Origin of the sequence: Corynebacterium meridianum (assembly GCF_016342265.1) — a bacterium.
In the GTDB taxonomy this organism is placed as follows: domain Bacteria; phylum Actinomycetota; class Actinomycetes; order Mycobacteriales; family Mycobacteriaceae; genus Corynebacterium; species Corynebacterium meridianum.
In genome coordinates, this window is sequence record NZ_JAEIOS010000010.1 from 154,412 (window position 1) to 166,980 (window position 12,569).

The 12,569-nt window shown below is 69.7% G+C and carries 5 protein-coding genes, 1 tRNA gene and 1 pseudogene; 2 read left to right on the forward strand and 5 right to left on the reverse strand.

Translation table 11 applies throughout. The features are described from left to right. Positions 1-128 precede the first annotated feature (128 nt). From JDV75_RS03025 to JDV75_RS03035, 3 genes are all read right to left on the reverse strand, one after another. Complete coding sequence (locus tag JDV75_RS03025; protein ID WP_336244279.1) at positions 129-9,266, reverse strand: fatty acid synthase subunit beta domain-containing protein; 9,138 nt, start codon at positions 9,264-9,266, stop codon at positions 129-131. A 90-nt stretch (positions 9,267-9,356) separates the two neighbouring features. Further along, positions 9,357-9,779 carry a hypothetical protein gene (locus JDV75_RS03030; RefSeq protein WP_198737777.1) on the reverse strand — a complete coding sequence of 141 codons (423 nt, stop codon included), beginning with the start codon at positions 9,777-9,779 and terminating at the stop codon, positions 9,357-9,359. Between the two features lie 71 nt (positions 9,780-9,850). Continuing rightward, positions 9,851-9,932 (reverse strand) — tRNA-Leu (locus tag JDV75_RS03035). 126 nt (positions 9,933-10,058) lie between these two features. Here JDV75_RS03035 and JDV75_RS03040 point away from each other — a divergent pair. Both JDV75_RS03040 and JDV75_RS03045 read left to right on the forward strand, forming a co-directional pair. Next, positions 10,059-10,448 (forward strand): hypothetical protein, encoded by a 390-nt coding sequence (locus JDV75_RS03040; protein ID WP_198737833.1) that lies wholly within the window; start codon positions 10,059-10,061, stop codon positions 10,446-10,448. Positions 10,449-10,462: 14 nt separating this feature from the next. Continuing rightward, the gene (locus tag JDV75_RS03045) at positions 10,463-10,822 is read left to right on the forward strand and encodes a DUF3817 domain-containing protein (protein ID WP_198737778.1); all 360 of its coding nucleotides are present in this window, start codon (positions 10,463-10,465) and stop codon (positions 10,820-10,822) included. A gap of 126 nt (positions 10,823-10,948) precedes the next feature. Here the strand turns inward: JDV75_RS03045 and JDV75_RS03050 are convergent. Together JDV75_RS03050 and rph are read right to left on the reverse strand one after the other, a co-directional pair. After that, a pseudogene (locus JDV75_RS03050) lies at positions 10,949-11,584 on the reverse strand (non-canonical purine NTP pyrophosphatase); the annotation flags it as partial. A 6-nt stretch (positions 11,585-11,590) separates the two neighbouring features. Continuing rightward, positions 11,591-12,334: a ribonuclease PH gene (gene rph, locus JDV75_RS03055; protein WP_198737780.1), complete on the reverse strand. Its 744-nt coding sequence runs from the start codon at positions 12,332-12,334 to the stop codon at positions 11,591-11,593. Positions 12,335-12,569: the final 235 nt, after the last annotated feature.

A 12,569-nucleotide genomic window follows, 5' to 3' on the forward strand; every position in this document is an offset into this window, starting at 1 on the left:
GCAGGCATGTACCCCAGCCTACCGGCCACGGCAGGGTGTGTGGAGGTGGTACGACGTGACAGAACCACCGCCCCACCTGTGTGAACGGGTGGGGCGGCGGTCATCGGTCGTTCAGCGGTACTCCAGCGCTAGATCTCTCCGCCGGTGCGCAGGACGCCGTCGACGAGTCGGGCGTCATCGTCCAGCAGGACACTCGCTTCGCGTTCCTTGGCCGCTGCCCCGGTGGCGCCGAGGTTGCGGTCGGTGGGCCTGGTGAACAGGGCCGGGCCGCCGTAGATGCCGCGGAGGATGCGGCGCAGGCCGGCTTCCTCGCGGGCGGTGGAACGGGCGGTCCAGGATGCGACGGCGTCGTCACCCCGTGCGTTGCGCAGCGCCTCGACGAAGGCGGCCGGGTGGACGATGGCGACCAGTGCGGAGACGTGGCCGAACCCGAGGGACGTGACCAGTCCGGCCTTCGGCGCGCGGGCGGCCAGGTTCAGCGGGCGGCGCAGCCACACGAGGTGATTGTGCTTCGCCAGTACCGGGTCGACGCAGTCGAGGGCCCGGTTGGCGGGGAGGACGCCGCTGCGCAGCACCTGCGTGAGGCCGATCATCTGGAAGGCCGCGGCTCCGCCCTTGGCGTGGCCGGTGAGCGACTTCTGGGAGATGACGTAGAGCGGGTTGCCGTCCGCGCGTCCGATGGATGCGGCGATCCGCTCGTGCAGGTCGGACTCGTTCGGGTCGTTCGCGGTGGTGGAGGTGTCATGCTTGGACACCACGGCGATCTCGTCGGCGGTCACGCCCACCGAGGCCAGTGCCCTGGTAAGCCGCGAGTTCACCCCGCCGCGGGCCGCGGACAGGGCGCCGAGTCCCGGTGCTGGGATGGAAGTGTGCGCACCGTCGGCGAAGGACTCGGCGAAGGCGATCACACCGTGAACCGGCAGTCCGAGTTCGGCGGCGACGCTCGCGCGGGCGAGCAGCAGCGTTCCGCCGCCCGCGGACGAGACGAAGCCGCCGCGGCGGCGGTCGTTGGCGCGGGAGAAGTACTTCTCCTCGATGCCCTTTCCGGCCATCTCCGCGGAGTCGGCGGTGGCCGCCATGTCACCGAAGCCGGTGATGCCCTCGACGGAGAGATCGTCGAAGCCACCGGCGACGACGACGTCGGCCTTTCCGAGCTTGATCTTGTCCACGCCCTCCTCGACGGAGACCGCCGCGGTGGCGCAGGCGGCGACGGGGTGGATCATCTGGCCGTAGCCGCCGACGTAGCTCTGCATGACGTGCGCGGCGATGACGTTGGGCAGCGCCTCCTGGAGGATGTCGTTGGCGCGGGGCTCGGCGAGCAGGCGGTCGATGTAGAGCGAGCGCATGGACTCGACACCACCCATGCCGGTGCCCTGGGTGGAGGACACTCGGGCGGGGTGCACGGAGCGCAGGAGCTCGGCCGGGGTGAATCCGGAGGACAGGAACGCGTCCACGGTGCAGACGATGTTCCAGAGCGCGACGCGGTCGAGGTTGTCGGCCATGTCGGCGGGGATGCCCCACACGGTCGGGTCGAAGCCCTCGGGGATCTGGCCGCCGACGAAGCGGGACATGGACATGCGGCGCGGGACGCGGACCGCGGACCCGGCGTGGCGGGTGACGTTCCACTCGCCGGTCTCCTCGTCGAACCAGGCGCTGGTGTTGTCCGGTTCGGAGTCTACGAAGGTGCGGGCGGCCTCGGCGTCGGAGACGCTGAAGGTCATGTCCTGGTCGAGGTAGACGGTGGTCAGCTCGGGGGCGAGGTTGTCCACCATGCCGAAGTCGTTGTGGTAGCGGCGCACGCCGACGCGTGCGAGCACCTCGTCGTGGAAGCGGTCGTGGATGTCGGCTTCCTCGACCTCGTTGCCCTCGGCGTCGTACCAGCCGGGGGTGGGGTCGGCGTCCCAGGTGATCAGGCCCATGGACCAGGCGAGTTCGATGACGCCGGCGGCGGTGAGGTCACCGGTGACCTCGGCGTCGAAGCGGGTGCGCGCGGAGCCGTAGGGGCCGAGCTCGCCGGTGCCGACGATGACGACCATGTCGTCGAGGTCGGCGGTGACCTGGCCCGAGAAATCCGGGGTGGTCTGCCGCACTCGGCGGTACGGGGTGGGCAGCGCGGTCAGTTCCCGCTTCGTGTCGTCGCCGTCGCGGTCGGTCTCGGCTGCGGCGGCGTCCCGGGCGGCGTTGCGTCCGAGTTCGGCGAGGTCCAGGTCGGCCTCGCCGAGTCCGCCGGTGAGGTCCACGGTGACGGGCGCCCGGGCGGCGGTGTCGCGCACGCCGGAGTCGATCTGGGTGAGCAGCTCGGCGGCGATCTCGTCCGTGGAGTAGGTGCGCACGCCGGCGGCCTCGACGGCCTCGACGAGGGGGTCGTTGCCGCCCATGAGTCCGGTTCCCCGGACCCAGCCGATCAGGGCGTGGACGAGCGAGGTGCGGTCGCCCCACACGGGTTCGGCGTTCCAGCGGGTGACCAGGGCGTCGAGTGCGGCCTTGGCCTCACCGTAGGCCCCGTCGCCTCCGAAGCGGCCCCGGTTCGGGGAACCCGGGAGGACGACGTGCATGCGGCGGCCGACGCGGACGTCGGTGCCGATGGCGGACAGCCCGGAGATGAGCCGCTCGACGGACCAGAGCAGCAGGCGCATCTCGTTCTCGGCGCGCGGGCCGGCGTCGTCGAGGCTGCCCATGACGCGCGGTGCGGCGAACGGGAACAGCAGTGTCGGGACGAGTGCCTTCTTGGTGACCTTCTTCTCACCGTTGACGGTGGCGGTCTGCTCGGAGCCGATCCAGTCGATGACGGACTCGAGATCCGCGTAGGAGGTGAGGTTCGCGGGCACGATCCACAGGGCGGCACCGCCGCGGGCGTTGTCGCGGTAGAGGCCCTTGTAGAACTCGAGGCGGTCGTGGTTGAGCGAGGAGGTGGTGGCGACGACGGTCGCGCCACCGGCCAGGAGCTTGGCGACGATCGCGGCGGCGATGGAGTTCGGCGATCCACCGGTGACCACGGCGACATCCGCGGCGTATTCACCGGGCGTGGTGTCGCGTGCCTGCTCCGCGAGGCGGCGCAGCGTGGCGGCGGTCGTCTCGTCGGCCCTGGTCGCGAGGTGGGTCGCGAGGTCGGCGACGGCTGAGCCGGTGCCGGTGACGTCGAGGTTCCCGCCGTCGGTCTCTCCCGCGGCGACGCGGATGACGTCCTCGCGGGCGGAGGCCCACCGGTCGTCGATGAGGACGGTGCGCTCGGCCTCGAAGGTCTCCGAGACCAGGCGCGGCCAGTCGGAGCCGAGTTCCTTGCTGACGAGCTCGAAGAAGCTCTGGTCGGCTTCCGCGTCGGAGAGATCCGCGGTGCGCGGGGTGTGGTTGAGGCCCAGCTGGCTGAGGATCGTCCGCGCCGTCGCTGCGAGGACGCCGGCCTTACCGGTGACCTGCTCCGCGAATTCGCCGAGCGCGGCGGAGTCGACGACCCCTCCTCCGGCACCACCGGCGGAGGGCAGTCCGATGGAGACACCGTGGTCGGCGGCGACCTGCTGGACGGCGGCGTCGATGAGCGCGTCGAGTTCACCGGTGTTGGACGGCGCGGCGGGGCTCAGGGTGGCGAGGTCGCCGCCCCGCAGGGAGGCACCCTCGCGGGAGCCGGTGACGACGGCCGCGGTGATGTGGTCGGCCCAGCCCTGGCCGAGCTGCCAGGTGCCGGTGACGCGTTCGCTGATGTAGCCGGGGCGCTTGCCGGTGGGGCCGGTGATGCGGCGCAGGGCGTCGGCGATCGCGTCGGAGAGCACCGGGCCGAAGGCGGTGTAGCCCTTCGCCATGCGGGAGACGGTGTTCTTCAGGTCGGCGATCTCCGCGTCGGCGGCACCGTCAATGGCGCCGAGCCCGAACTCGACGCCGAGGTCGAGCAGGAGCTGGTTGCGGCGGGAGGACACACCGTCGACGAGGGTCTCGATGGAGTCGGTGACCCCCATCTGCTCGGGTCGGACCTTCGTCCACAGGGCGATGAGCAGCGCGGTGGCGTCGGCCGGCCCGTAGGCGATGTCGTCGGGGCGGGGGCCTCCGGTCGGGGCGGCCGGGGCGGCCTGCTCGACCGGGGCGGCTGCCGCCGCGGGTTCCGTGGGGGCGGAGCCTTCGGCGGCCGGGGTTCCGGCGGCGGCACCGGTGTCGGTGTTCTCCTCCTCGGCGGCTGTCTCGTGGACGATCTCGTCGGTGGCGAACACGACGCTGCGGTCGCGCTCGATGTTGAGGACCTCGATGTCGCAGTGGGCGTACTGCGGGAGGCGCAGTGACTGGCCCATCATGTTAGCGATGGTCGGGGCGGAGCCCACGCCGACCTCGACGAAGCGCTCCACGCCGAGGCCACCGTGGGCGGTGTCGCGCAGGACGAGGTCCTGCGTCTCGATCCAGCGGACCGGGGAGGCGAACTGCCAGGCGAGGAGTTCGACGAGGATGGTGCGGGCGAGTTTCTGCTCGTTCGCGGCGGCCGCGTCGAAGTCCGCGAGGATCTCGTCGAGCAGCGGCGAGTCGACGACCTCGGTCATGGACTCGACGAAGTCGCGGGTGAGTTCGAACGGGCGGGCGACGAGGTTCGGGATGTAGCGGCCGACGAGGACGTCGAGATCCAGTTCCTGCGGCAGCAGGGAGTTGAGGTGGTCGCGGAAGTCGCCCACACCGTCGCGCAGGACCGACGAGTGGAAGGGCACGTCGATGCCCGGGATGAGGATGAACGCCCGCTGCCCGGGCGCGGCCTGTTCCGCGGCGGCACCGAGGGCCTTCAGACCGGTGACGGTGCCTGCGACGGCGTACTGGAGGCCGGCGAGGTTGTAGTTGACGATCTCGAGGAACTCGCCCGATTCCTCGGCGATGCGGGCGACGAACTCGCCGACGTTGTCGGCGGTGAGCCCCATCTTGTTGGGTCGCAGGGCGGCCAGCGCGTAGTTGGAGTTGCCGTTCTCGTCGCGGTCGACGAGGCGGTGCATGGTCAGGCCGCGGCGGTAGACGATCTCGACGACGGATTCCAGGGTGAGCGCCCGGGCGTAGGCGGCGAGGGCGTTGTACTCACCGACGGAGTGGCCGGCGAAGTAGGCGCGCTGGTTCAGGGCGTTGGCCTCGCGCATCTCGGCGACCTGGGCGACACCGAGGGTCGCCATGGCGACCTGGGTGAACTGGGTGAGGAACAGGACACCGTCCGGGTGGTGGAAGCGTTCGCCGTGGACGACGACCTCGGTCGGGTTGTTGCGGACGATCTCCAGGACGGAGAAGCCCAGCTTTCCGCGGGTGTGTGCGTCGGCACGGTCCCAGACCTCCTTCGCCGCGGCGGAGGACAGGTAGGCGTCCATGCCCATGCCCGGGGACTGGATGCCCTGGCCGGGGAAGGCGTAGAAGGTCTTCGGGGCTGCCATGACGGCGGTGGCGACGAGCACCGGGTTTCCGCCGACGGTGGCGGTGACGCTGCGGACCTCGCCGCAGCCCGGGCGGTCGTCGATGCCGGTGCGTTCGACGGTGAACTCGATCGTGGAGCCGGGCAGGACCGGGGCGAGCATCGTCGCGGTGTACTCGACGACGCGGCCCGGCGCGGTGGTGGTGCTGTCGTCGGAGTAGCCGGCGGCGGCGATGAGCTCGCCGATGGCGGAGGTCCACATGCCGTGGACGATGACGCCGGGCAGGCCGGCGAGCCCGGCCGCGGTGGGTGAGACGTGGATCGGGTTGCGGTCGCCGGAGACCACGGCGAAGGGCCGGAGGTCCTTCGGGGCGTTGACGGTGGCGATGGAGCGGAAGGAACGCGGGGTGTCGACGACGCTCGGCAGGACCGAGGTGTTGGTGTTCGCGGTGGCCCGGCCGTTGCGGCCGCGGATGGCGAAGCGCTCGGACAGGGTGCCCAGGGGTTCGCCGTCGGCGGTGATCTGTGCGCGGACGACGACGACCCGTCCGATGTCGGTGTCGGTGACCTCGTCGGCGGTGGCGGTGACGTCGAGCTGCACGGGCTTGTCCGCGGTGGGGACGGGCAGTTCACGGTCGAGCTTGAGGTGGTGCTCGAGGTGGACCAGCGAGAGCATGCCCTCGACGACGGACGCGGAATCGGTGCCGGGGATGACCGCGGAGTTCACTGCGGCGAACACGGCGGGCCAGGCGCGACCGACGAGGACGTCGGGTGCGGTACCTGCCGGGGTGAGGGTGGCGGGCAGGTAGCCGGTGGTCACGCCCTGGTAGTCGGCCGTGTGGCCGAGGTCCAGGGTGGTGGACCAGTGGGCGGTGTGTCCGTCGAGCTGGGCGAGGGTGCCGCCGGCGGCGACGCGGGTGAGCTCACCCATCGCCTCCTCGGCGTCGGCCTGGGTGACCTGCGGGACAGAGCCGGGGGCTGCGTCGGCGGGCAGGGTGAACCGGATGGTGAGGTCCGTGGTGGTGCCGGCCGCGGTGGATCCGGCGAGCGGGACGGTCAGCACCGCGTGGGTGTCGTCCTGCTCGAAGAGGGTGGACCCGGTCGCGGAGTGGGTGGCGGAGCGGCCGTCGGCGGCGGTCTCCCAGGCGTCCGGGGCCCCGAGGCGCCCGATGAGGGATGCGGTGTGGCGGCCGGCCCAGTAGGTGCCCGAGGCGGCGAGCACGCGCGGGACGGGGGCGGTGTCCACGGTGGCGGGGGTCTCCGCGGAGGTTTCCCCGATGCGCTCGATGGTGGCGGCGTTGAAGCGGGCGAGCAGGTCCGCGACGGGCTCGTTCATGCGGGTGATGCCCGCGACGGCGGCCGGCCCGGGGATGATGCACACCTGGTCGGCATCGTAGCGCTCGTCGTGGGCCTGCCACAGGGAGTCGGAACGCCACCAGCGGCGGACGTTCTCGTCGATGACGGGCACGAAGTTGACGGGCTTGCCCGGGGTGCGGCACAGCCCGAGGAACCAGGCGACGTCCGCCGGGTGCAGCAGCTCGGTCTCTACCTGCGGGTAGGTCTCGATGAGCTGCTCGACCGCGGTGCGCGGTGCGTCGGTCTCGGTCAGGGTGACGGCAGGGGTGAAGGTTCCGTGGTCGGTGTCGGTGAGACGGGCCTCGGTGCGGGCGACCATCTCCTCGAAGCGGTTGAACCAGGTGATGTCGGTCCACTCCCCCTTGTGGGGACCGGAGAGTTCCAGGTAGCGCTGCAGCCACGTGCGGTAGGTCATGTCGGTGAGGTCACCGAAGTACGGCTTGCAGGTGCGGCCGATCGCGGTGATGATCTCGTCGCGGCGGGCGGCGACGGCGTCGGCGTCGCCGGCAACCTCGTCGAGGAGCCTGCCGGCCTTCGCGGCGGAGTTGTCGATCTCGTGGATGTCCGCGCCGAGCTGGCTGCGGCCGGAGGCCATGCCACCGGCGGCGTGGCCGGCGCCGACCCAGCCGTCGATACCGGCGGTGTCGACGAGCAGCTGCTTGACCGACTCGGAGGTCTTCGCCTCCTTCGTCGCCATCGCGGCGGTGCCGACGAGGATGCCGTCTACGGGCATGGCGGGCAGGCCGTGGGCACACGCCCACTCACCGGTGATGTAGTCGGCCGCCCGCTCGGGGGTTCCGATGCCGCCGCCGACGCAGAGCACGACGCTCGGGTGGCGACGGATGTCACCGTAGGTGGCGATCAGCAGGTCGTCGAGGTCCTCCCAGGAGTGGTGCCCGCCGGCCTTGCCTCCCTCGACCTGGATGATGACGGGGATCTCCGGGACCGCGGCGGCCACGTCGAGGCTCTTGCGGATGTGCTTGACCGCTCCGGGCTTGAAGCAGACCCACGGGATGTTGGCCTCGCGGAGCTCGTGTACGAGCTCGACCGCTTCGTCGTGGTCCGGCATGCCGGCGGTGACGACGACACCGTTGATCGGGGCGCCGTTGGCGCGGGCACGCTGCACGAGGCGCTTGCCGCCGATCTGCATCTTCCACAGGTACGGGTCCAGGAACATGGAGTTGAACTGGGCGTTCACGCCCGGCTCGAGGAGGTCGGTGAGCTTGGCGATGTTCGATTCGAGGATCGCGGGCGTGACCTGTCCGCCACCCGCCATCTCCGCCCAGTTGCCGGCGTTCGCGGCGGCGGCGACGATCTCGGGGTCGACGGTGGTGGGGGTCATTCCCGCGAGCAGCATCGGCGAGTAGCCGGTGAGCTCGGTGAAGCGGGTGACGAGGATGTCGTTGCCGTCGGCGTCACGCGCGACGCGCGGGGCGAAACGGCTGAAGTCGGCCGGGGGTTCCATCGGCATACCCGGATCGAAGAGCCGGGACTGGCCGGCCTCGTCGTGCACGGCGAGCACGCCGACACCGCGGCCGGTGACGATCTTTCGGGTCGGCGCGGCGACCCCACCGTCGGGGCCGACCTCGAAGATCCAGCTGGCTCCCGCATCAGCCGCGCCGGTGACCTCGGCGACCCAGTCGACGGGGTTGACCATCGCGTCGGCGGCGACGGCGCGGGCGAGATCGGTGTCGATGCCGCAGGCACCCGCCCACTCGACGACCTGCTCCACGCCGGGGTTGAAGGCGGGATGGTGGAAGCCGGTCTGCACCTTCAGCGGTGTGAATGCGGGCGCGAACGGCTTGCCGCCGCGTTCCTTGTTCTCGATCGCCTTCGCGTCGCGCGCGGCGAACTTCTGCAGGAGTTCCTGCACCGCGGTCAGGTCCGAGGGCCGGCCGACGACCACGAAGGCGTCGATTCCGTTGCGTAGACCGATGACGGGGCGGACCCGCTCATCGACATCTCCACAGGTGGCGGCGATGGCTTTGTCCAGCTGCGCCCGGGTGACCCCCTGGATCAGGAGCATCGGATAATTCTCGCCCTGCTGGATGAGGCCGGTCATCCGGCCGGTACGGGTCACGGCCGCACCGATGAGTTCCGCGACGGCGAGGAGCTCCGCCGCGCGGGAGACGTCCTCCATCAGATGCACGCCGAGCACGCCCTGGGAGTGTCCGATGACCGCCGTGGCGCGCTCGATGTCGAGCCCCTGGGACTCGAGGGCGTCCAGAACCGCGAGCTGTGCGGTGAAGATACCCGGAACGCTCACCGCTGCCTGCGCGGGATCGAAGGTGGGGGCTCCGTCCGTACCAGCCCAGGCGACGGGATCGAAGCCGTGCGGGCGCGTGCCGACGAGTGCGTCGGCCACCGGTGAGAGGAGGGTATCGGCCTGTTCCACGATGTCGGAGATATTGGAGCCAGCACCCGTGGCGAGGGAGTCTCGCAGTGTGCTCAACCAGTCGAAACCCTGACCTGAGAAGCTCAGTGCGTAGCTCTGCCTTCCCAGGTTGTCGATGAGTCGGTCGCTGCCGAAGGTGTGCTGGTGCTCAGTCACGTGGAAACTCTCCTGTTTGCATGGATGTGGGCGGCCCGGGAGCCGCTAGTTTTGCCCAGGCAAATGTGCCACAGAATCATGAGGAAAGCGTCATCTTTTGCGAGCGTGTCCGTGCTTCACCTTCGCGAAACGGGGGCGGCGTCGACAAAAACCGTAGTTGAGCGGGAAAAACTGTTTCGCCCCCGGAACCGGATTAACCACCCCCGCAAAGGGGTGACCACCCCAGTCTTTCCGCACCGCCCCCGACGTATCCCGCCCCTCATTCAGGATCCCGGGCACCACATCCCGCGCCCCGTCGACCCCGCGGGGCACCTGTCCCCCGGAAGGTGCGACACAATCATCATCGAGCACCCGGGCGGGCCCCGCACCCGCCCCCGGGACGGGCAGGAACGATCCCGCGCATCCCTCCCCCACGGTTGATTCCCCGCCCGGATTCCGGTCCCCCTCGAACTCGACACCGAGCAACGTGCCGGTCTCCGCCAACCAGGCGTCGTAACTGCGGGAGATGCTCATGCGTCCAGCGTCCGCATACACCGGGAAAATGAAAAACCCTCCCGACAAGCCTGATCGGGAGGGTTGTACGGTGCGCCCGGGGAGACTTGAACTCCCACGTCATAAGACACTGGAACCTAAATCCAGCGCGTCTGCCAATTCCGCCACGGGCGCGGGGGTGTCCGCTGAAGGCACGCTGCGCGTCATCCTACAATCACCGGCCCACACGCTCCGAATCAGGTTCCCTCCGGGTGGCTGACGGCGTACCCCTGTGAGGTATCGTCGACAGGTGTGAACGAGATGGACAAGCCCGGCAAACAGACACGCCACCGCGTGCACGTCTTCCGGCTCCTGCTCCTCGCCGTCGCGGTTCTGGCCACCCTGTTTCTGGCGTGGTGGCAGTGGACCCGGTTCCGGTCCGGATCGGGATCCTTCCAGAACCTCGGGTACGCCCTCCAGTGGCCCGCTTTCGGCGCCTTCTTCATCTACGCCTACTGGAAGATCGGCCAGTACGAACGGGAGGTCCGGGAGACCGGCCAGGCCCCGGCCGAACGGGAGAGGGCCGAGCGTGAGGCCCGCGGTGAGATGACGGAGATCGACGAGGACTTCCTACCGCCCCGGCCGTCAATCGACATCGAGACGTTCAACGCCCTCAACACACCCCGTCGCCGCAGCGACAACACCGAGTGAAAGAGGTCTTTTCCGTGACTGCACCCTCCACCGACACCACCCCCCCGAGCGGTCGCCAGGACCGGATCCGGACAGCCCTCCGGATCTTCGTGGTCGCCGCCTGGGTGACCGGCATCTGGCTGCTGATCCTCACCGGCCGCATGATCCTCGACTACATCTTCCACGTCGACATGCCGAGCTGGGCCACGCTCATCGGCCAGCTGCACGGACTGTTCTACATGTGCTACCTCATGGCGACGATGAACCTCGGGATCAAGGCCCGGTGGGAACCGATGCGCTGGTTGACCACGGCGCTGGCCGGCACGATCCCTTTCATGTCCTTCTGGATCGAGCAGAAACGCCGCCGTGAGGTCACGACGGCGTTCGATCTCTGACCTGTTTCAACTGTCGCGGGATTCCTCCGCGCCATCTTCCTCCACTGTTTCAGCCTCCGCCTCATCGCCGGTGTCCACCGCGATGAGGCGTCCTTCGTCGGTACCTACGGCGGTACCTTCGAGTTCGGACCGGCGGGCGAGCTCCGCGAGCGCGGGCACCAGCGCGGCGAGCGCCTTGCCGCGGTGCGACAGTGCGTCCTTCTCCTCCGGCGACAGCTCTGCCGAGGACCGGGGCCGCTCATCACTGTCCGCGACGCGCTCATCCTCCTCCGCGGGGATGAACAGTGGATCGTAGCCGAAGCCGTTCTCCCCGACCGGGGTACGGACGAGCCGACCGGCCCAGGTGCCCTTCTCGACCCACTCCTCCCCGTCCGGGGTGACCAGCGCGCAGACCGATACGAATGCCGCCTTCCGGCGCTTCAGCGGGACATCGGCCATCTGCGCCAGAAGCAGTTCGTTGTTGGCCTCGTCATCGCCGTGCCTGCCGCACCATCTCGCGGAGAGCACCCCGGGCATACCACCGAGTTCCTCGACGGTGAGCCCGGAGTCATCGGCCAGGGTGGTGATCCCGGTGGCCGCGACACCGGCCCGTGCCTTGATCAGTGCGTTGTCGGCGAAGGTCCGCCCGTCCTCGACCGGCTCCGGGTATCCGAGGAGGTCCTCCGAGGACAGCAGCTCGATACCCTCGATGCCCGCGGCATCGAGCACCCGACGGAGTTCCTTCAGTTTCTTGGGGTTGTGCGATGCCACATGGAGAAGCACCGGCGCTCAGCCCTTCAGAGGGGTTTCGAGGGCGGCCTTCTGGGCGGCTATGAGCTGGCGGCAACCGATCTCCGCGGAGTCCAGCATCGCGTTCAGCTGGTCCCGGGAGAAGGTGCCGGCCTCACCGGTTCCCTGGACCTCGACGAAGTTGCCTGATTCGGTCATGACGACGTTCAGGTCGACCTCAGCCCGGGAGTCCTCCTCGTAGGGGAGGTCGAGACAGACGCGACCATCGATGATGCCCACCGAGACAGCGGCCACCGGGGGAAGGAGCGGATCCCCGGTCAGGACACCGCGCTCGCGCAGCGCCGCGACGGCGTCCGCGAGGGCGACATAGGCACCGGTGATGGCGGCGGTGCGGGTGCCGCCGTCGGCCTGTAGGACGTCACAGTCGAGGGCGATGGTGTTCTCCCCGAGCTGCGAGAGATCGATGGCGGCACGCAGTGAACGCCCGACCAGCCGGGAGATCTCGTGGGTCCGGCCCTTCACCTTTCCGCGCATCGATTCCCGGGGCATGCGGTCATGCGTGGCTGCGGGGAGCATCGAGTACTCGGCCGTCAACCAACCTTCACCGGAACCGACCTTGAAGCGGGGAATTCGCTCCTCGACCGACGCCGTGCACATGACCCGGGTGTTGCCGAATTCAACCAGGACGCTGCCCGCCGGATTGGTGGTGAAGCCTCTGGTGATGGAAACCGGCCGCATCTCATCGAGTGAGCGGCCGTCTGCGCGAGTGAAAGAAGAAGTCATGCCCGCCAGGATACCCGGCGCGCCACCGCTCCCCGCGGACGCACCCACGCCGCCCGGAACCGATCCGTTCACCCCGTCGGGGACGGTCTCCGCCGTCCTCCTACACGTCGGACAAAGCCCCTCCGGAGGTTTCTGCACCTAGCCCGGTGATCTCCACGATGACAGGTCGACCGGCCCACGGTCGTCGACCCCCGCTTTCCCCCCTGTCCGGAAATGCACCTCCGAACAGGCCGTT

Bases quoted from the DNA above. Each gene is read 5' to 3' on its own strand.
- JDV75_RS03030 (WP_198737777.1), bottom strand. From the start codon at position 9,779: ATGAGCATCTCCCGCAGTTACGACGCCTGGTTGGCGGAGACCGGCACG.
- JDV75_RS03040 (WP_198737833.1), top strand. From the start codon at position 10,059: ATGGACAAGCCCGGCAAACAGACACGCCACCGCGTGCACGTCTTCCGG.
- rph (WP_198737780.1), bottom strand. From the start codon at position 12,334: ATGACTTCTTCTTTCACTCGCGCAGACGGCCGCTCACTCGATGAGATG.